We start from the raw sequence: 20,562 nt of genomic DNA on the forward strand, positions 1-20,562 counted from the left end.
TGGCGTCGCTCCCGATGGTTGAGTAGCGAGCGGAGCTCGCGTATCGAAACCACGCCCACAGCACTGGGATCATCGATAAGGAATGAGGGATTCCACCGTTTACGGTGGAATCCCTCATTCCTTCTGCGTCTGGGCGTGACTGGTGAAGAGCGATGCATCTCGATACGGCGACTAGGTCGCCTACTCGATGACCGTCATGGGTCCCGTGCGATCCCAGTGGTTGAGGTGCGCGTGGCTCTCGGTGGTTGAGTAGCGAGCGGAGCTCGCGTATCGAAACCACGCTCGGTGATGATTTCGACACGCCGCTTTCAGCGGCGGCTCAATCATCGGGTCAGGGGGCTCGCCTTCCGGTGGTTGAGTAGCCCGCGCAGCGGGCGTATCGAAAGCACGGCCTCTATCACCGCTCAGCTAACCCGATATCCACATTCGTTTGCCAAAACGGGCCCAAGACGGCCTCCACAGTAAACGAATGTGGATATCGGGTTAGCTTCCCCTAGTATGCATCTCGATACGGCGACTGCGTCGCCTACTCTACGACCGGGCGGGGCTACTGCTTCGAGCTGTCGTCGGAGAACACGTCGGGGATGCCGTCGCGGTTGGCGTCGACGTGTTCCTTCTCGTCGATGCGCTTGTAGTGGCTGTTGCGCGGCAGGAGCACGCACGACCCCACCACTGTCGCGAGCACCGACGCAGTCAGCACGCCTACCTTAGCGTCGTCTTGCAGCGCGCCGCCGCCTGGGAAGCTCAGCTCGCTGATGAGCAGCGACACCGTAAACCCAATACCAGCAACCCCGGCGATGCCGACGAGGTCAATCCACTTGATGTCCGGGTCGAGGTTGGCGTGGCGAAGCCTGGTGATGAGCCACGTCGTGCCGGTGATGCCGACGATCTTGCCGACGACGAGCCCCACCACCACGCCGAGGGTCACCGTCGAACTCCAAGCCTCGACGAGGCCAGACCAGCCGCCCACGTTCACGCCCGCGGAGAAGAACGCAAACACCGGCACCGCGAGAATCACGGAGATGGGGTTGAAACGGTGTTCGAAGGTCTCCGACAGCGAGTACTTCGGGCCGTACTTCGACTTCGCGTGGACGGGCACCAGGAACGCGAGCACGACGCCCGCGATTGTCGCGTGAATACCGGAGTTGTAGAACAGCGCCCAGGTGATGACACCCAGGGGGAACAGCAGAATCCAGGCAGGGATGTACGACTTCTTGAACCAGTGCTCGAAGCGGTTGGCGAGCACGGCGTAGATCGCTGCGGGAATAATGGCGATGGCCAGGTAGTGCAGCTTGAGGTTCGTGGAGTAGAACATCGCGATGATGGTGATGGCGATGAGGTCGTCCACGACGGCGAGCGTCAGCAGGAAGGTGCGCAGGGCGGCCGGCAGATGCCGCCCGACGATCGCCAGCACAGCAACTGCGAACGCGATGTCGGTGGCGGCGGGGATAGCCCAACCGTGCAACTCACCGCCGGTGCCCCCAAGGTTGATGAGCACAAACAGCAGCGCGGGCACGGCGACGCCACCGAACGCGGCGGCGACGGGGACGAGCGCGCGGCCCGGATCACGCAGATCCCCGAGCACGAACTGGCGTTTCAGCTCCAGACCCACCATGAAGAAGAAGATGGCGAGGAGCCCGTCAGCAGCCCAGTGGCCGACGGACAGCTTGAGGTTCAGCCAGCCGAGATCCCAGCCGATGTAGGCATCGCGCAGCCCGAAGTACGCATCGGAAGCGCCGCTGTTCGCGAAGATGAGCGCCGCTACCGTCGCGGCTAGCAGTAGCACACCCGCCATGCGGTTGGAGGTGAGCATCGTCTCGATGCGTGAGTACTCGCGGTAGGTGCCTCGCGAAAGCACGAATTCTTCACGGGACTGCTGGGCCATAGGGGCACTCCTGAACGTTCGACGTTGTTGTCGACCAGACTTCCCGACGCACCACCTTCTATTTTTTCATAGATCGATAGATGGCGGAAACCACGCCCATCTCGGGGCATGGCGTCGCGCGGGCATGCGAAGAGGGAGCCCCCGTCGGGACTCCCTCTTCAATAACAACAAACGTGAGGATCAGTCGTCGGACTTGCCGTTCTCGGCGATCTTCACCAGGGCAATCACGCCCTCGATGGCGACGCGAAGCAGCACGATCTTGAGCGCTGCTACGGCGAGGCCGGACACCAGGGCGCGGACGATGTCCATCGCCTTGGGATCGCCGCCGGGGAAGAACATGCCCCCAGACTGCATGGTGGCGCTGCCGGTGAGCAGGGAAATGAAGTCGAACAGCCACACGACGGCGATCACGACGATGCCGATGAGCCACACGAGCTTGCCGCTTTGCGGCAGAGAGAACTTCGTGAAGTCTAAGCTGAACAGGCCGCCGCCGGGCTGCGACGGGTTCTGCCAGTGTTGTTGCTGGTACTGGCCGGGCGCCTGGTTCCAGTTCTGCTGGCCCTGCTGATCCCAAGCCTGGCCCTGCTGCTGCGGCTGGCCGGCGTGCCACTCGGCTGCCGAAGCCTGCTGCTGATCCCAGCCCTGCTGCTGGCCCTGCTGATCCCAAGCCTGCGCCTGCTGATCCTGGCCGGCGTGCCATTCGGCTGCCGAAGCCTGCGCCTGCTGGTTCCAGCTGTGTGCCTGCTGGTCTTGGCCGGCGTTCCATTCGCTGGCCGAGGGCTGTGCCTGCTGCTGGCCCCATTCGCTTGCGGAAGCCTGTGCCTGCTGGCCCCACTCATTCGCGGAGGGCTGTGCCTGCTGGCCCCACTCGTTGGTGCTCTGTTGTGCTTCGGGCTGCGTGCCCCAATTGCCATCCTGGTCGGAGGGCCATTGGCCGCTTTGGCCCTGGTTCCATTGGTCATTAGACATAAGGCCAGTCTGCCACCCATCTGGCTCATGTCGCCAACATGAGATCAAGAATCGTAGGTCTACCATAGGAAAATGCCGCCTACCGAGTTTGTCGTCGACCTGCGAGCCATCGCTCGAAATCTCGAGACCGTTCGCGCCCGCGGTGGGGGACGCGCAGTCATCGCTGCAATCAAGGCCGACGCGTATGGGCACGGCATGGTTCCCGTCGCGAAACACCTGGAGCCGCACGTGCTGGGCTTCGGCGTCGCCACCGTCCCCGAGGCGCTGACCCTGCGAGAAGCGGGTATTGGTTGCATGCTGCTGAAGCTCAGCCCGGCGCTGGCAGAAGAGCTCCCGGGCGCGATTGCGGGCGACGTGAGCCTCGTCATCGGCTCGCTTCGGAGTATCGACGTCATCGCCGACGCGGCGCGCGAGCTCGGCAAGATTGCCGAGGTGCATCTCAGCGTCGACACCGGCATGCACCGCGTCGGCATCATGCCCGACGACGCGCGCGCGGCCGCCGTCGCTATCGCCGACAATCCGCACCTCCACCTCGACGGCGTGATGACGCACTATGCGGTCTCCGACGTTGAGGACGGGCGCGAGTTCACCCGGCAGCAGCACGCGCGCTTCGCGCAGGCCGTCGCGGAGGTGAAGCAGGTATGCGATGTGCAGTGGGTGCACTCGGGCAACTCCGGGGCCATCTTGAACCACGATTTGGGTGACGACAATGCCATTCGCCCCGGCATCGCGCTGTACGGGTCCGCTCCCGAACTCAATCGTCACGAGCAGGGGCTGCTGGAGCCCGCCGCGCGGTGGACCTCACGCGTCGCACTCGTGAAACCCGTCAAGGAAGGCGACGGTGTCTCCTACGGGCTCACCTGGCACGCCCCGCGCGACACCACCATCGCCACGGTCGCCGTGGGATACGGCGACGGCTTCTCCCGGCTGAACTCCTCGCGCGGGCGGGTGCTCATCGACGGGCGCTCGTACCCCGTCGTGGGGCGAGTGTGCATGGATCAGATCCTCGTCGACCTCGGCCCCGAATCGGGCATCACCGAGGGCGCCGAGGTGGTGCTGCTGGGTGCCTCCGGCGACGAGCGCATCACGACGCACGAACTCGCCGACCTCATGGGCACCATTCCCTATGAGGTGACCTGCCTCGTGACGCAGCGGGTGACGCGCAGGTACGTCTCAGGAGGCTGAGGTTTTCGACTTCGGGCGACGGTTCGGCAGCTCAGCGAGCGTGTGATTGGCGATGTGCCGGGTGCTCCAGGCATCGACGGCGGCACCGACGCCGCCCCCCACCAGCGGAATCCCCTTGAGCACCATCAGCCCGAGCCGTTTGCCGCCCACGGCGCCGAGCGCCCGCTCGAGCAGGGCTCTCGCGACGGCGCCATCGAGGTTGTCGTCGAATACCGGCGCGGTGGCCACCATGAGCGGCGAGCTCGGCAGCACACCCTTCGCGACGAGCGCCTGCCCGGTTGAGGGGCCGAGCATGCACATCAAGATGGCGGTGCGCACCCGCGGATCTGCCAGTTCGTAGCCGCGCAGGTGCGCGACGGTGGCCACCATCCTTGCTTGCACGAACGACGACGCGGCGATGTTGGCGGGGATCGTCACGACGGACATCAGCAGCCCGCCCCAGTTCGTCGCGAACCCCTGCCCGCCCGCGAGGGTCAGGTGTTGCGTCACGACGGCGCGCACGGCTGTTTCGTGGTCGCCTGTCTTTTCAAGCTGCTGTTTCGCGACGGTTTTGGCTCCTGCGAGCTGGCCCCTGCCGGTGATGGCAAGTTCGAGAATCTGATGAAACACGTCGGCCGACATGTGTTCGGCGTTGGCCATTTGGTTGTTGTCCATGTGCGCTCCTCCACCTCCAAGGTTCGCACATGGAGCCAAGCATCGTCGCGTTAGCCACGATGCAGATGCGGTGCAACACTGGGTGCCATGCTCAGCACCATCTTCGGCGATGCCGCTTCGTGGCCCGACCAGGACCTCATCGGCATCTCCGAAGAATTCGACGCGCACCTCACCGTCGAGGCGTACGCAGCCGGGGTGTTTCCGATGCCGGTCGAGGGAATCATGGGGTGGTGGTCGCCCGTGCGGCGAGGGGTGTTGCCGCTCGACGGCATGCGGGTGACGCGCAGCCTCAAGAAATCGGCGAAACGCTATGTGACAACGGTGGATGCGGCGTTCAGCGACGTGCTCGAGCGCTGTGCCGACCCGTCGCGCGAAGGCGCCTGGATCGACGAACGCATCACCACCTGCTACCGCCAGCTGCACGACGCGGGCGTCGCGCACAGCGTCGAGGTGTGGACCCCCGACGGCACCCTGGCCGGTGGCCTGTACGGCGTCCATATCCGGGGGTTGTTCGCGGGCGAATCCATGTTCCACGACCGCGAGGTGGGGCGCGACGCGTCGAAGGTGGCGCTGCTGCGGCTCGTCGAGGAATTGCGCGGCGCCGGGGTGACGCTGCTCGACGTGCAATGGCTCACCGATCATCTCGCCACGCTGGGAGCCGTGGAAATATCGCGCGACGAGTACCTCCGTCGGCTCTCCGACGCGCTCGAGCACGAGATGCGCCCGTGGCCAAGCCACCAAGATTGAGCATGGCGAACGCGGAGCTGCACTTCGTCGAGCAGTGACGAAGACAACAAGAAAGGGCCCGGCCGAAGCCGGACCCTTTCAACAACGTTGGCTGAAACTCAGGCCCAACGCGACTGGTTCGAACGCTCGGTGGCGTCGTAGCCGTCGGCGATGTTGCCGAGCAGCACGGGCATGCGCTCGATGATCTCGTTCTGGCGCTCAGCGGAACGATCCCACTGCTCCTGCACTTCCTGGTAGGCGTGACGGGCGTTGTCTTCCCACTGCGCGAGGGAGGAGCGGAGTTCGCCCTTGAGGGTCTCGAGCATTTCGACGAGTTCCTTGTGGGCGCGCTTCAGGGAGCTGATGCCTTCCTGGAGGCCAGACTGGGAGTATACGGTTGCGTCGCTCATTGTTGATTCTCCTCAAAAGTGATGTAAGTACGGGTAGATCAGATGGAGCCGAGGAACTTGTTGGCCTCTTGCAAGTTCTCATCCTCACGGATGGTGTAGTCGCGGTGCGTCTCGGTCAGAGCGGAGTGGATCTTCTCGAGACCGTTCTTGACCTTCTCGTACTCCTCATCGAAGCGCTGGTAGCCATTCTGGAAGGCGGTGGAAGCCTTGCCAGTCCAGGTAGCGGCGAGGGTCTGCATCTCGCCGCGGAGGCGGGACTGGAGAGCCACAATCTGCTGGTGCTTGGCGTCAATCTGCTGCGCAGCCTTGTTCATTTCGGCGCGGTCTACGGACTTGTTGCCCATGATTTCATTCCCTTCGACGGTTACGCCGGTGTGGTCCGGCTTCGGTGGCAACTTCGAATCCCTCGGGGCTGCCTTGCTGTCGAGTATGACATTACGGACAGTCGGGGTCACTTCCAATAGATTTCCCCCAGTTGGAGGCGGAATCGAGTAGGAGTACCTAGACGAACATGGGTGATGCCTAGTTCCCGCCGGGGGTTCCCGGCTCACTGATCGAGCGCACATGCTCCAGTGAGAGGCTGGTGCCCTCGGCGAGCCCGTCGGGAATTTGCGACAGCAATCCGCCCGGGACGGGGACGGGGGTGACGTCCTTGTAACCGAGGGCGGCGCGGGCCCCCGTCGTAGGAATGGCGTACTTCTTATGATCCGTGACGAGGAACGCCACGGTGTCGTCTTCCTTCGACGACGCGTTGCGCAACAGCGCGCCTGTCAGCGTGGGCATCTCGATGTAATCGAATGCGTTTCCGACGGCCACGCGGAAGGTCGACGGCAGTTTGGGGGTGTCGTCGCCGTAGCTGATGGTGGGGGTTTCCGGGTTCTGGGCATTCCACGTTGCGCACACGGATTTGGATTCCACGCTCGAATCCTGCGGGGGTCCGACGGGGCGGTCCCACGGCACGTCGGCGCTGCGGCGATCAGGCAGGTTGAAGCGGTCAATCGACTTGAAGTCGCGCGAGCCGAGCGTCCGCACCGCTCCCGCGTTGCCCTGGTGATACTTCTGGATGAGCGCGTCCGCGTCGAGGTAGGAGATGCGCACGATGCCCTCGGCGGTCTGCACGAAGTATTGGTCTTGGTGTTCGTTGTTCGGCGATGGCGCACGCCCGATGTCGCCGCGCGCCATGCCCGCAATCCAGCGACCGTTATCGTCGCCGAGACCCTGAATTTCGAGGGGCTGGATGGGCAGGCCCTCGGGCATCGCTGCGATCCAGGCATTGCCGACGGGGATGCGCGGCAGATCGGTGACCATGGCGAGGCCGCTGTTCGTCGGGTCTGTCCACAGGCGGTGCTTCTTGCCGCCGAAAATGAGGTACTCGGAGCGGTCCGAGTGCTGCGCGACGAACGCGAAGCTGGAGGAGGCCGGGTTGGGGGCGTCGAAGTCGAGCGTCACGAAGCGCTCGCCGCCCAGGTTGGGTTCCGTTGAGCACATCTTCAACGGGTAGGCGGCCATGTTCTTCGGGTCGGGCAGCTGGCGGGGTGCGCCGGGAATGCCCTCCATCGGGGCTTGTTCGAGGCCGCTCAGCGCCTCGGTTTTCACGTTCGACGTGTTGGGCACGTCGCCGCCTCCATCGCCGGCGGCCTTCAGCCGGGCGGAGGCGACGTCGGCCATAGGAACGAGCATGTCGCCCTCCTCGCTGTAGATGAACAGCGCGCCCGACTGGGTGTCGGAGATGACGACGCCGGTGCTCTTCCAGTTCGGGTTCGAGCCCGGCTTGATGAGGCCGAGGAGGGTGTAGCCGGCTACCAGGACGATGCCAAGCAGGACCGAGACGAAGGTGGCCATGCCGACGCGGCGCAGCGGGGGCGTGGGGTCGTCGGGGTCGCGGTTGATGAACGAGGCGATCATCCGCCGCGACGTGAACGACTGCGCCTTGAGGAGGTCCTTGCGTGTCGCCATTTCTACTCTCACTATCTGACGGTGCGGGCCCAGATTAGCCTGCGAATGGTGCGAGAGCGACGTTGGAAGTGCAGTGAATGCGCCGTCAAGGCTCTAGAGTTACGCACGGAGACGGTCTCGAAAGGACGCCATGCTGAAGTCTGCTCCGGCTGCGAAAACGCACATGCCGCTGCGCGCCCACTCGACGCGGTACATCCCCCTCGTGGTGTGTTGGCAGATCATTATCGTGATTGCGCTCGCGCTGGCCGCGCTGCAGCAGCCCTGGGCGTGGCTGCTCGCTGGGGTGACGTTGCTCCTCGGGTTGCTGTTGACGGTGCCCGTCAATGGCCGCACCATTCCGCGTACGATTGCCCACCGTCGGGAGTTCGAGCGACGCAAGAAGCGGTTCAATGTGGCGCCCGACCAGCCGCAGGATCTCGTGCCGTTGGCGCAATGGCTGAGCGAGCTCGAGATTACCCAGATCAAGGATGCGCACGACGGTGAGATCGGCGTCGTCGCGGACGGGAACTCGTGGACGGGCATCGTCGAGCTCACGTCGGACCTGAACATGTTTTCCGACCGTGGCAACCTCCTCAACCTCGACGAGCTGGCGCAGCTGACGAAGCAAGACGACGTGATCTTCGCCGGCATTCAGGTGGTGACGTTCACCGTCGGAGCGCCGACGCGGGCCATGCTGCCCGCCAACTCGCCCGCCATCGCGTCGTACTTGGAGATTTTGGGCGACGAGTACCCGCCCCCCGCGGTGCGGCGGACGTGGATTGCGCTGCGGCTCGACCCGCGCCTGTGCTTGGAGGCCGTGGGGCGTCGCGGGCTCGGGCAAAACGGCGTGTTCGCGACGCTGCGGTTCGGGCTGCACCGCGCGCAGGCCATGTTGAAGCGTCAGGGGATTAGCACCGAACCGCTCGACCCGAACCAGATTGCCGACGTGCTCGCCACATGTACGGGGGTCGGCCCCGACCCGCGCGAGGAGCGCAGTCGCGAGGAGTGGGGCAAGTGGATCTGCGACGGGCTCACTCACGAGGCGCGCGAAGTGAGGCATTTCGGTAGGGACGCGAGCCAGGGGTATCAGGCGCTGCTCGACGCCGTCGCCGCCGCGCCAGCGATGATGGCCATCACGTCGTACACAGTCTCGCCCGGCGAGCCAGCGCACGGCGCGGTCCGGCTCGTCACAAACAACGATGATCAGGCGCGCGACGCCGACGAGGCCGTGCAGACGGTGCTGCCGCCGTGGGTGAGGCTCGGGCCACGTGGGGGCTCGCAGGTGCCGGGATTGTTGGCGACTGTGCCGTTGGGAAGGCAGGTGGACTGATGTCGTCCGAAACGTTGCAGGCGCTCGCGCCCGGGCGGGAGTCGGTGGAGTCAGTGGTGAGCACCGGGCCTTCGGGGCTGCTGCTGGGCAGGGGGCCGGGTGGGCCCGTCGCGGTGCGGTTGTTTCGCCCGCAGCCCACGCGGCTGTATCTGGCTGTGCCCGAGTACATGCGGTGGTTGATCGCGTTTCGCGCGGTGTGTCTGGGTGCGCACCTGTCCGTGCTAGCCGAAGACCATCGCGAGTGGCTGGCCCTGGCCGACACCATCCGCGCGTGCGGAGGCACCGTCGATCTGCTGCGCGACACCGAGAACGTGCCTGGACAAGGGCGACCGTTTAGGCCGAGCTTCATCATCGACGACATGGATGCCATCCAGCCCACCTATCAACTGGGTGCGTGGCAGGCGATCGCGCGGATCGGCGACCCGTCGGAGAGCAAAGCCGTCGGCGAGCTGCGCAACAGCGACATCGCCATGCTCACCCCGCTGGATAGCAAGTCGAGTGAGAACATCCGACGGGCCTACGCGCTGCCGTCTTCGCAGGTGAAGGGCGCTCAGGACCTGGGTGAGACCGAGGTCGTGCTCGCCAGCGTGCGCCGCCTGGCGCGGGTGGTCGTTCCCCCCGGCCCGATGGAATACCGCATGCTCTTCGGCTCCTGACCGCTTCCCCTCGTCCGCCGTTGGTTGAGCCGCCCGCGCAGCCCCCCCGTTGGTTGAGCAGCGCCGCGCAGCCCCCGGTGGTTGAGTAGCGCCGAGGGCGCGTACCGAAACCCCGCGAGGCCAGATGGTTGAGTAGCAGGCGAAGCCTGCGTATCGAAACCCACCGCCCCCGGTGGTTGAGCCGGCCCGAAGGGCCGAGTCGAAACCATCCTCCACATCCTTAGTACCCAACTGGAAAACTGCAAAACTCGCCAACAGTGGCACCGCTCACGCGTGATTGCCGCAGGAGGCGTTCAACTGTTGGCGAGTTTTGCAGTTTGGCGGCGGGTGATTTCGAATCGCGGGCTGTGCCCGCGGCTCAATCACCGGATGGCTGGTGCTGACTACCGGGTGGTTGAGTAGCGAGTGAAGCTCACGTATCGAAACCTCGTCAACCCCGGTGGTTGAGTAGCGCCGAAGGCGCGTATCGAAACCACCACTGAAATGACGGTGTCGTCAATAAGGAATGTGGGATTCCACCGAAAACGGTGGAATCCCACATTCCTTATCGTCAGATGGGCTTCGCACCCCTCAGAAGTTGAAGAGGCCCCGGAACCAGACGTAGAAGTTCAGCACGCCCAGCATGAACGGGACGATGCCGATGATCGCGAGCCACTCGAAGATGTCACCCCAGCGGCCCCAGGTCGGTGACAGTACCCGCTTGTACCAGGCGGCCGAGTAGTGCGCGAAGAGGTAGCCAATGAGCAGTGTGATGCCGAACAGCACACCGAGGCCCACATAGCTCGACGTGAGGCCGTAGGCGATGGACACAAGCCCGAGCCCAAAGATGATTGCTCCGCTCAGCACGAGCGCCATGCGCTGCGTCAATCCGACGAACGCACGCGCGCGCAGCAGGAATGCCAGGCCGACGCAGCTGATGAGGGCCACGGCCCACCACGTGCCGTTCGTAATCGTGATGAACGCGACAGCGACGGCGGTGGCGCTCGTGCCCATGAGCATGCCGCCGAGGAGTCGGTCGGCGAAGAGCGCGCGGCTCACGATGTCCGACTGGACGGGGGTCTCGTCGGCGAGCATTGCCTCGGTCGTGACGGGAAGGTTCGGCAGCGCGATGCCCGCGATCTTGTAGCTGAGCGACGGCATGAACGTCGTGATGAGGGCCATCACTGCCATGGTTCCAGCGGCGACCTTGTCGTCGTTGCCGTAGTTGAGCGCCATCACCGACGAGGCCGCGAGCATGAGTGCCCCGAACAGCGCCGCGGCGAATAGCGGCATGGTGTGCACGCGCGCGGCGAGCGCGTTCGATGCTGCCGCGAGCAGTATGAGCGACGACGCCATGAGGATGTGGATGTGGAGGGCGGCCTCGGTGGCGATGACGTTCGGCAGATCCCATCCGACGAGGGCCGCCAGCGCCACGCTGATCCAGGCCAGCACGGTCGCCGTCGGTTTTTCTCTGGCGGCGCGCGCCAACGACACCGCAGCGATGAATGCGCCGAACGACAGCAGCGCCGTCGCGATGAGCACGAGCCCCTGCACGAGGCGGCGTTCGTCGGAGGTGCCGAGCATGAGCAGCAGCGGTATGCCGAGCAGTACCGCCGAGAGGCAGATGAGGCCAATCATGCGTGAGTGGCGGTGTTGCCACGAGGGGCGGGAGTTGGTGGCGCTGGCGACAGCGTCGACGACGTCGTCGAAGGCAGCGTCGGGGATGGCGTTCTCGCGTTGGCGCAGGTGGAGCGTCTCCCCGTCGCGGATGCCGAGCTTACTGATGGGGGCGTAGAGGTCGAAGGGGTCTTGCCCGAAGCGTTGCAGCACCCACGCGTGGACGGCGTCGGTGGGGGTGTTCGACTCGAGACCGGCGAACTTGAGGATGCTGGGGAGAAGTTCGCTCAACGTTACGGAACCGGGGAGGGCCAAGTCCACGCGCCGCGCCGACGAGATGATCGTGACGCGTGCGAGGTCTTCCTCTTGCACAGGGATGCTCACAAGAGGTCACATTAGTTGCCCGACGGGTTCAGCACACCTTGACAGGGGGATAGCGTCGGGCGTCAGCGCGTCGGGTCGGGAATTGGGGCGGTTGGAGGGCCGGTTGGCGACCCCCTTGCCCAGTAGGGTGCCTTGTCATGGGAAGCGTGAACCTCAAGACGATTGCGGAGCAGGCGGGTGTCTCGCTGGCGACGGCGTCGCGGGTGCTCTCCGGCAGCGACTACCCCGTGAAGGACGAGCTTCGCGAGCGGGTGGAGCGAGTGGCGGCCGAACTCGATTACGTGCCGAACGCCAATGCCCGCGGGCTGCTGCAGGGGCGTTCGCAGACGGTCGGGGTGCTCGTCGGTGATGTCTCCGACCCGTTCTTCTCGACGATGATCGGCGGCATCCACGAGGTGGCGGCGAAGGCCGGCTACATGGTGACCGTCGTGAACACGTACCGCGACCCCGGCAATGAGCTCGACGTGTTGCGCCGGCTGCGCGCCCAGCGCGTCGACGTGATGATCGTCGCCGCATCGGGTTTGGATGACCCTATTCACTCCGAGGCGCTTGAGAAGAGCCTGGCGGCGTTCGTGAAGGGCGGTAATTCAGCCGTGCTGATCGGGCCGCACGAGGTGAGCGCCGATCTGAGCGTGTCCAGGATCGACGTCAACAACCGCCTCGCCGCCCGCCAGGTGGCGGAGCATCTGCACGAGCTGGGGCACCGTCGGGTGGCTCTCCTCGCCGGTGAGACGAACCTGCTCTCCATGGCCGACCGCGTCGCCGGTTTCCGCGACGTGTTCGGCGACGAATTGGTCGTCCGACGCGCCGCCCCCACCCGCGACGGCGGCCACGACGCGTGCGTCGAGCTACTCGACTCCGACGACGCCGGGCTGACGGCGATCGCCACCACCGCCGACCAGATGGCGTTCGGCGTGCTTGCCTGCCTGCGCGAGCGGGGCATCTCTGTGCCCGAACAGATGTCCGTCACCGGCTTCAACGACATCGAGTTCGCCCGCGACACCGTGCCCCCGCTCACGTCGGCGCATCTGCCCCTCGACGAAGTGGGCCGCCTTGCCATGGACATGGGTATCAAAGCTCTCGACGGTGTGCCCAGCCGAGTGGAGCTCACACCCGAACTGCGCGTGCGCGGCACGACGGGAAAGGCCGAGTAGCTGGGCTCACACCAGGTCGCGCTTCCACTCGACGAGGTAGAGCGCTTCCTGGCGGGCGAGCGGTTGCTCTTCGAGATGGAGAGGGCAGCCGCCCAGCACCTCAGCTGATCTACCGCGGGCGCCGCGCGGCGCGCACGACGAGCACGTTGGCGACGCAGATGATCGCCAAGCCGGCAATCTCGAGCGCGCCGAATCGCTCACCGAGGATGATCGCGCCCCACATCGACGCGGTCACCGGGTTGATGGACATCATCGTCGATGCGACGTTCATCGGCACGCGCCGGAGCGCCAGAAGATCGCAGGCGTACGGGATCGCCGACGAGAGCACCCCAGCCAGCACGGCGAGGAGGAGCACCGTCGGGTTGAGATGTGCGGGCCTGGTGAAGATCAGGTTGAGGGGGATTAGGACGCTCAGCCCGATCACACTCGCCATCGCCGACGGCGTCAGGCCCTCCAGCTGTTGGCCGGCCTTGCGCGTGGCGAGGAGATAGAACGCCCAGCCTGCAGCGGCGGCAAGCGACCACAGCACTCCGGGAACGTTGACGTCGCCGGTTGGGTCCGTCACTAGCACCATGCCCGCCGCGGCGAGCCCGGCTGCCAGCCAGCCGGGGCGGCTGCGGGCGGTCAGCACCGCGAGCGTGATGGGGCCCATGAGCTCGATGGTGACCGCCAGCCCAACGCCGATGTGGGAAAAGGCCAGGTAGATGGTGAGGTTCATCGCCAGCAGCGGCGCGGCGACGAGTGCGCCCCACCACCATTCTGCGAGTCGCGCGCGGCGCAGATGCTTCCACGCCAGCGGGATGTGTACGCACGCCTGCAGCGTGTAGCGGGCGAGCACCACGCCATACACGCCGAGCGTTGGAATGATCGACGTGCCGATCGACGCCCCCAGCTGCACCGACAGCGCACCGAAAATCAGTAGCAGCACCCCGGCAGTGAACGGGGAGAGGTTCGGGCGGGACACGGTCTCAGCGTAGACCTAACCCGATATCCACATTCGTTTGCCGAAAACGCCCAAAAAATTCGGTTTCTGACAAACGAATGTGGATATCGGGTTAGCAGCGAGTTATCCACAGATTTGGATTCGCATGCAAGTTTCGGGCGTGTCGCTGCCATCACCTATATATGGACGAACTTCTCACCCACATCATCGCTGAACACGGCGCCATCGCGACGCGCCACCACCTTGACCTGCGGCAGCGCATCCGCACCGCCGCTAAGCACGGTGACCTGGTCCGACTACTTCCCGGAGTGTTCGCGCCAGACCACTCCGTCCAGTCCCGGGTGGCGGCTGCCACCGTTCATGATCCCGACTGCGTTATCGGCGGAGCCGCCGCCGCGCACCTCACCTGGTGGCCAGCCGTCGACGTGCATCACGTCTCGGTGCATAGCCAACGCCAGTTGGAGCCCGCGGCCGGATTCTCCTTCAACCGCGGGATTGTGCCAGTGGAGCTCATTCGCGATCTGCACCCGGTACGCGTTGCGCATCCTGCGCTCTCCGTGATCCAAATGCTGCCGGAGCATGGCCCGAATGCCATCGATCAGGCACTGCTCGCCCGCGCGATACGGGTCAGTGATCTGCGGGGTGCCTTGAACCTGATGCCGAACGTGCCGGGCAACGTGGAGGCTAGGCAGTGGATCGAGGACTCACGAGATGAACCATGGTCGCATCTCGAGCGCACCGGACATCGAGCGCTTCGCTCGGCTGGCATCACCGGGTGGCTAACGAACCTTGCCATTCAGCTCAGCTACGGCTGGATCTTCGCCGATATCGGACTCGCTCGCTACAAGCTCGTGGTCGAACTCGATGGCTGGCGCTATCACAACTCCTTCGATAGCTTCGTGAATGATCGCAAGCGCGATGTCGAGCTCGTCCGGCGGGGATGGACGGTGCTTCGCTTCACGGACTCGACGATCGACGACCTCGTTCCCGCCGTCACCGACGTGTTACGACGGCTGTCCTAACCCGATATCCACACTCGTTTGCCGACAACGCCCCAAAATCCGGATTCTGGGAAACGAATGTGGATATTGGGTGAGAAGTCGCTTTGACCCCCTGCTCACACTAGGTTTAGCTGAGTAGGTCTCAGGAGAGGGAGAGCGTAGATGGGTGTTGTCACCTTTCACCGCCCCAAGCGGGTGACCCCACCGGCGATGCCGCGAGGCGATTTGCTTCTCGAATCGCCCCCCGAGATCCCCCCGCCGTCCCCCTCGAAACCGTTCGGCGCGTTCCTACGCATGCTCCCCATGGTGGCCGGCGCGCTCGCGATGGGCCTCATGCTCCTGGGCGGCGGCCTCACCGGAGGCGGCGGCAACCCGCTGCGCGGCATCGTCATGGGCCTCTACGGCGTCTCGATGATGGGCATGATGCTCTCGCAGACCGGCCGCCAAAACGACGACCAGTCATCGCAGCTCGACGCCAACCGCCGCGACTACTTCCGCTACCTCGCCCAAACCCGCAGGAACTTCGCCAAAACCGCCGACGAGCAACGCGCTTCCGTCGCCTACCGTCACCCAGCACCGGATTCCCTCTGGACGATCGTCGGCGGCATGCGCATGTGGGAGCGCCGCCCGGACGCGGAAGACTTCGGCTCGGTGCGGATCTCCGTCGGGCGGCAGCAGTCGGCCAAACGCATCACGCCGCCGGAGTCGCAGCCCATCGAAGACCTCGAGCCCCTCACCACCGGCGCGCTCAGGCGCTTTATCCGCACCCACCGCGTGATCCAGTCGGTGCCGCTGGCCGTTGACCTCCGCGGCTTCCGCTCCATCCAGCTCATCGGCGACGAAGAGGCCTGCCGTGGCGTCGCCTTCTCGATGGTGGCGCAACTCGTCACCTGGCATGCCCCCACCGACGCGGCCCTCATGGTGGCCGCGCGGAAAGAAGTCCAGCCCGAGTGGCAGTGGGTGAAGTGGTTGCCCCACCTGCAGCACCCCTCCGAAACCGACGGCGTGGGCAGCCTGCGCATGTTCGCCACCGGCGCCAGCGAGATCTCCCAGCTGGGCACCTCCGCGCAGGCGGCGGACACACCCCCGTCGCTCATGGTGGTTGTCTCGGACGGCGTCGAGGGGGTCAACGCGCAGCAGTTCGTCACCCCGCAGACGAAGGCGGTGAGTATCCACGTCACCGGCGAGCGGAAGCTCCCGCGCAAGCTGGAGCTGGGCGTCGCGTACTTCGAGATCAACGGTGACAGCGTCATCTTGCACCGTCGGACATCGAAGGTGCAGCACGCGCAGACGCCGTTCGGTCACCCCGACACTGTGAAGGGCGTGTACGTCGAGATGCTCGCCCGAGCCATGGCCCCGTACCGCATGCCGGAGCTTGTCACGTCGGATGACGGCGAGCCGGAAGAAGTGGTGTTCGAGCCACCGAAGGACTACCCGGCGATGCTCGGCATTGGCGATCCGCTCACCCTCGACCCCCGGCAGGCCTGGCGCCCCCGCCCGCTGCGCAACCACCTGCGCATCCCGTTCGGCACCGGCGAGGACGGCAACCCGGTGGAGCTGGACATCAAGGAGTCTGCGCAGGGCGGCATGGGCCCGCACGGCATCTGCATCGGCGCGACGGGTTCTGGTAAGTCGGAGTTCCTGCGCACCTTGGTGCTTGGCCTTGCCGCGACGCACTCCACAGAGCAGCTCAACTTCATTCTCGTCGACTTCAAGGGTGGCGCGACGTTCCTCGGCCTCGACGAACTGCCGCACGTGTCTGCGGTAATTACCAACCTCGAGGGCGAGCTCAGCCTCGTTGACCGTATGCAGGATGCGATCGGTGGCGAGCTCGACCGCCGCATGGAGGTACTGCGCGCCGCGGGTAACTTCAAGAACCGGGAAGACTACGAAAACGCGCGCCAAGCCGGCGCCGACCTCCCCCCAATGCCGAGCCTGCTGATCGTCGTCGACGAGTTCTCGGAGCTGCTCACCGCCCGCCCTGAGTTCATCGACTTGTTCGTGCAGATCGGGCGCGTGGGCCGATCCATCGCGGTGCACCAGCTCCTAGCCTCGCAGCGCCTCGAAGAGAACAAGCTGCGCGGCCTCGACACCTTCCTGTCTTACCGCATCGCGCTGCGCACCTTCTCGCCGGCGGAATCGCGCACCGTCATCGGCGTGCCCGACGCGTACGAGCTGCCGACGCCGCCTGGTAACGGTTATCTGAAGTTCGACACCACCGGCATGACGCGATTCAAGGCCGCCTACGTCTCGGGCCCGTGGCACGAGTCGCCGTCGGCGCGGCCAAGCAACGCGCAGCCCATGGACGAAAGCGGCATCGTCGAGACAAAGGCGTGGACCCCGCCGGTGCTGGAGTTCACCGTCGATTACGTGATTCCGGTGGAGCCGCCAGAACCCGAGCCCGAGTCGGTGCCGCCGCCGACGCTTGAGCCGTCGACGCAGGAGGAAACACCCAAGCCAGCCGCCATAACGCCCGAGGAGGACGAGGAGGAAGAAGAGACGCTCCTTTCTATTTGCGTGTCGCGGCTCAAGGGCCACGGCTGGCCGGCACACCAGGTGTGGCTGCCGCCGCTCGACGACCCGCCGACGATGGACCAGCTCCTCGACGGCGTGAGCGAGACCCCGGATCGTGGCCTCCAGGCCACCAACCCCGCCTGGCACCGCACGCTGCGCGCGCCGATTGGTCTCATCGACCGTCCCCGCCACCAGCGCCGCGACCCGTGGGTGATCGATTTCTCCGGCTCCGGCGGCAACATGGGCGTCGCGGGCGGCCCCCAGGCCGGTAAATCCATGGCCCTGCGCGCCGCCATCGCCGGCCTCGCGCTCACGCATACCCCAGAGGAAGTGGGCTTCTACTGCCTCGACTTCGGCGGCGGCGGCCTCACGTCGATGCGCAATCTCGCCCACATGGGTTCGGTGACGGGCCGTCTCGACGTCGACCGCGTCCGTCGCACCATCGCGGAGCTCACCAGCCTGCGTGGCCAGCGCGAGCTGCAATTCGCCGAGCTGGGCATCGACTCCATGCAGACCTACCGACGTGGACGCGCCGACGGCTCGATTCCCGCTGACCGATTCCCCACCGACGTGTTCCTCATCATCGACGGCTGGCTCACCCTGAAAACGGAGTTCGAGATGCTCGAACCGCAGGTGCAGGCGATCGCCGCCGGCGGCCTCGGGTTTGGCATCCACACGTGGGTGGGCGCGGCGAAGTGGTCCGAAATCCGCGCGGCGACGAAGGACATGCTGCAAAGCCGCGTCGAGCTGAAACTCGGTGACCCATTCGACTCCGAAATCGACCGCAAGGTGCAGGCCATCATCCCCGCCGGCCGCCCTGGCCGCGGCATCACGGAGGGGCCGCTGCACACCCTGATTGGGTTGCCCCGCGTCGACGGAGTGGAGAGCGCTGACGACGTCGCCGACGGGCAGCGCAACTTCATCGAGCGCGTCAACAACGCCTGGAAGGGCCCGCGTGCGGCGGAGGTGCGCATGCTGCCTGAGCGGTTCGACATCGATGAGCTCCCCGCCATTGAGCACGACGAGAAGGACCGCCGCATCCCGTGGGCGATCGACGAGCAGGAGCTCGCGCCGGTGTGGTTCGATCCCGAGCACGAGCCGCACTTGGCCATCGTCGGCGGCCCGGAGTGCGGCAAATCGACGATTTTGCGCAACCTCCTGCACGGCATCACCACGCGGTACACCCCGAAGGAAGCGAAGATCGTCATCGTCGACTACCGACGCTCGCTGCTCGGCGAAGTCGAGTCGGAGCACCTCATCGGCTACTACCCGTCGGCATCCGCGGCGACGGACAACCTGCGCCAGCTCGCCGAGGCCGTGCGCATGCGCCTTCCCGGCCCCGACGTCACCCAGCAGCAGTTGCGTGACCGCTCGTGGTGGCAGGGCGGCGAGGTATTCGTCGTTGTGGATGACTACGAGCTGGTGGCAACCCAGTCGGGCAACCCGATGGCCGCGTTCGCCGACCTCGTGAACCAGGCGGGTGACATCGGCCTGCACATCATCGTCGCCCGCTCCATGGGCGGCGCGGGCCGAGCCATCTACGGCGATCCGATCATCGCGAAGATGCGCGAAGCCATCAGCCCCGGCCTCGTCATGTCGGGCACGAAGGACGAGGGCGCCATGTTCGGCGAGGTGAAGGCGTCGCCCATGCCGCCCGGGCGAGGCACACTCGTTACGCGCGCGTTCAAGGGGCTCGTGCAGGCTGCGTACCGCCCCGGTCAGGATGACGAGGAGGGGCAGGAGTGAAGCGACGGTGCACCCGCGTCGTCGCAGCGATTGCAGCGGCGGTGCTGGGCTTCTCGCAGTGCTCCACGAACGCTTTTGCCGCGGTCACGACGTTCAACCCGAGGGAGTGCCACGTCGCAGCGAAAGGCACGGCGGCGCCCGACCAGTCGTGGCATTTCGAGCGCCTGCAGATGAACCGCGTGTGGAAGCTAGCGACGGGCAAGGGCGTCACGGTTGCCGTCATCGATACCGGCACCGCGACGGAGGGGTCGCTGTACCTGCAGGAAGCCGACGACAAGCGCTTCACCGCCTACGACACGCTCGGCGGGTTGAAGAGCAACGGCAACGAGCAGCTCGACGAGTTCGACTGCCTGCACGGTACGAGGGTGACGTCGCTGCTCGCGGGTGGACGTTCGAAGGACGGCGGGCCGCTCGATGGACGGGTGGAGTTCTCCGGGATCGCCCCGGAGGTGAAGGTGATTACCTACCGCTCGCTATTCACGTCGGAGGGCCCGAAGGAGGGGGAGGAGCAGACGGAGATGCCGCTCCAGCCCACCACCGAGGCAGTGCTCGACGCGGTGAAGCGGAAGGTGGACGTCATCAACCTCTCGCAAGTGGTGAGCAACCAGGTGCAGGGTTTCGAGAACTTCCGCGACGCCATCCAATTGGCGATTGACAACGGCATCGTTGTGGTAGCCGCGGCGGGGAATACCGGCCAGCTGCCGGGTGTCGCGGCGTACCCGGCGTCGTTTCCGGGCGTCATCTCGGTGGGGTCAACGACGCGCAACGACGCCGCGTCGGAGGGCAGTGCAGCAGGCGGGAAAGTCGACATTGGCGCGCCGGGCGAAGGGGTGCAGGCGCTGGACCCGTCGAACTATGATTCCGTGCGCGGCATCGAGAGTCAGGTGTATTCCGGGCCCATCACCGGCACGAGTTACGCCACCCCCATCGTGAGTGGCATCGTCGCGTTGATGATTGAGAAGCAGCGCGCGGACGGGTTGTCGCGCCTCACGCCCGCGGAGGTGCGGCAGCGGTTGATCGAGACGGCCGACCCGCCGCCAGCGGCCAACCCCGATCCGCGCATCGGTGCGGGCATCGTGAATCCGCTGCGGCTGCTGTCGGGTGAGGTGCCGCAGATTTACCCCAACGAAGGGGCGGCGACGGAGTTACCCGCCAAGCACTACCCGCCGTCGAAGGTGGTGGCTCAGCGACCGGTGGTGATCGGCATCGTGCTCGGTGTCGTCGCGCTCCTGCTGGTGGTGGGTGGCGTTGTCTTGGCCATCGTCGTGCCGCAGGCTCGGAAGGTGTCCCGTGAGGAGCGTGGCCTCAAGTGACGACGCCCGTGCGCCAGTAGGGTGGGGGAATGCACGGTTACTTCGGCCCCGCGGGCACGTTCACACACCAGGCGCTGCTGAGCATCACAGATGCGGAGGCCAAGCCGTATTCGTCCTGTCTCTTATACACATCTCCGAGCCCACGAGACGTCCTGGATAAT

Annotated in this window: 16 protein-coding genes; 8 read left to right on the top strand and 8 right to left on the bottom strand. The window is 65.6% G+C overall.

Features of this window, described 5'->3' with window-relative positions:
* Positions 1–547: 547 nt before the first annotated feature.
* Entirely contained in the window at positions 548–1,885 is a 1,338-nt protein-coding gene (nhaA, locus tag Q0X61_RS09035; protein WP_297742205.1) for a Na+/H+ antiporter NhaA, read from the bottom strand.
* Positions 1,886–2,065: 180 nt separating this feature from the next.
* Entirely contained in the window at positions 2,066–2,854 is a 789-nt protein-coding gene (locus Q0X61_RS09040; RefSeq protein WP_297742206.1) for a DUF4282 domain-containing protein, read from the bottom strand.
* A gap of 72 nt (positions 2,855–2,926) precedes the next feature.
* Here Q0X61_RS09040 and alr point away from each other — a divergent pair, with 72 nt between their 5' ends.
* On the top strand, positions 2,927–4,039 hold the full coding sequence (gene alr / locus Q0X61_RS09045) for an alanine racemase (RefSeq protein ID WP_297742207.1): 1,113 nt from the start codon (positions 2,927–2,929) through the stop codon (positions 4,037–4,039).
* Here the strand turns inward: alr and Q0X61_RS09050 are convergent.
* The gene (locus Q0X61_RS09050) at positions 4,028–4,693 is read right to left on the bottom strand and encodes an EcsC family protein (protein ID WP_297742208.1); all 666 of its coding nucleotides are present in this window, start codon (positions 4,691–4,693) and stop codon (positions 4,028–4,030) included. The two genes, alr and Q0X61_RS09050, sit on opposite strands and share 12 nt — an antisense overlap.
* A gap of 87 nt (positions 4,694–4,780) precedes the next feature.
* On the opposite strand from Q0X61_RS09050, the gene aat reads away from it, so the two are divergent.
* A complete protein-coding gene (aat, locus tag Q0X61_RS09055; protein ID WP_297742209.1) occupies positions 4,781–5,440 on the top strand; it encodes a leucyl/phenylalanyl-tRNA--protein transferase in 660 nt (219 codons plus the stop codon).
* 98 nt (positions 5,441–5,538) lie between these two features.
* Here the strand turns inward: aat and Q0X61_RS09060 are convergent, their stop codons facing one another.
* The 3 genes from Q0X61_RS09060 to eccB form a co-directional block, all read right to left on the bottom strand.
* On the bottom strand, positions 5,539–5,829 hold the full coding sequence (locus Q0X61_RS09060; protein WP_297742210.1) for a WXG100 family type VII secretion target: 291 nt from the start codon (positions 5,827–5,829) through the stop codon (positions 5,539–5,541).
* A 38-nt stretch (positions 5,830–5,867) separates the two neighbouring features.
* Positions 5,868–6,284, bottom strand: a complete 417-nt coding sequence (locus Q0X61_RS09065; protein WP_297742211.1) for a WXG100 family type VII secretion target — start codon at positions 6,282–6,284, stop codon at positions 5,868–5,870.
* 67 nt (positions 6,285–6,351) lie between these two features.
* Entirely contained in the window at positions 6,352–7,785 is a 1,434-nt protein-coding gene (eccB, locus tag Q0X61_RS09070) for a type VII secretion protein EccB (protein WP_297742212.1), read from the bottom strand.
* A gap of 130 nt (positions 7,786–7,915) precedes the next feature.
* Between eccB and eccE the strand changes: the two genes are divergently transcribed.
* On the top strand, positions 7,916–9,094 hold the full coding sequence (gene eccE / locus Q0X61_RS09075; protein ID WP_297742213.1) for a type VII secretion protein EccE: 1,179 nt from the start codon (positions 7,916–7,918) through the stop codon (positions 9,092–9,094).
* Positions 9,094–9,750, top strand: a complete 657-nt coding sequence (locus tag Q0X61_RS09080) for a hypothetical protein (protein WP_297742214.1) — start codon at positions 9,094–9,096, stop codon at positions 9,748–9,750. Before eccE ends, Q0X61_RS09080 begins: the two co-directional genes overlap by 1 nt.
* Before the next feature lie 570 nt (positions 9,751–10,320).
* Here the strand turns inward: Q0X61_RS09080 and eccD are convergent.
* Positions 10,321–11,730, bottom strand: coding sequence for a type VII secretion integral membrane protein EccD (gene eccD, locus Q0X61_RS09085; protein WP_297742215.1), 1,410 nt, complete (start codon positions 11,728–11,730; stop codon positions 10,321–10,323).
* 137 nt (positions 11,731–11,867) lie between these two features.
* On the opposite strand from eccD, the gene Q0X61_RS09090 reads away from it, so the two are divergent.
* Entirely contained in the window at positions 11,868–12,884 is a 1,017-nt protein-coding gene (locus Q0X61_RS09090) for a LacI family DNA-binding transcriptional regulator (RefSeq protein WP_297742216.1), read from the top strand.
* A 109-nt stretch (positions 12,885–12,993) separates the two neighbouring features.
* On the opposite strand, the gene Q0X61_RS09095 is transcribed toward Q0X61_RS09090, so the two are convergent.
* Positions 12,994–13,848 carry a DMT family transporter gene (locus Q0X61_RS09095; RefSeq protein ID WP_297742217.1) on the bottom strand — a complete coding sequence of 285 codons (855 nt, stop codon included), beginning with the start codon at positions 13,846–13,848 and terminating at the stop codon, positions 12,994–12,996.
* Positions 13,849–14,009: 161 nt separating this feature from the next.
* Here Q0X61_RS09095 and Q0X61_RS09100 point away from each other — a divergent pair, with 161 nt between their 5' ends.
* The 3 genes from Q0X61_RS09100 (at position 14,010) to Q0X61_RS09110 (ending at position 20,401) form a co-directional block, all read left to right on the top strand.
* Positions 14,010–14,849, top strand: a complete 840-nt coding sequence (locus tag Q0X61_RS09100; protein WP_297742218.1) for an endonuclease domain-containing protein — start codon at positions 14,010–14,012, stop codon at positions 14,847–14,849.
* A gap of 141 nt (positions 14,850–14,990) precedes the next feature.
* A complete protein-coding gene (gene eccCa / locus Q0X61_RS09105) occupies positions 14,991–19,088 on the top strand; it encodes a type VII secretion protein EccCa (RefSeq protein WP_297742219.1) in 4,098 nt (1,365 codons plus the stop codon).
* Complete coding sequence (locus Q0X61_RS09110) at positions 19,085–20,401, top strand: S8 family serine peptidase (RefSeq protein WP_297742220.1); 1,317 nt, start codon at positions 19,085–19,087, stop codon at positions 20,399–20,401. The genes eccCa and Q0X61_RS09110 overlap by 4 nt, the downstream gene beginning before the upstream one ends.
* The last annotated feature ends 161 nt before the right edge of the window (positions 20,402–20,562 follow it).

The organism is uncultured Tessaracoccus sp., from assembly GCF_947255005.1.
Taxonomy (GTDB): domain Bacteria; phylum Actinomycetota; class Actinomycetes; order Propionibacteriales; family Propionibacteriaceae; genus Arachnia.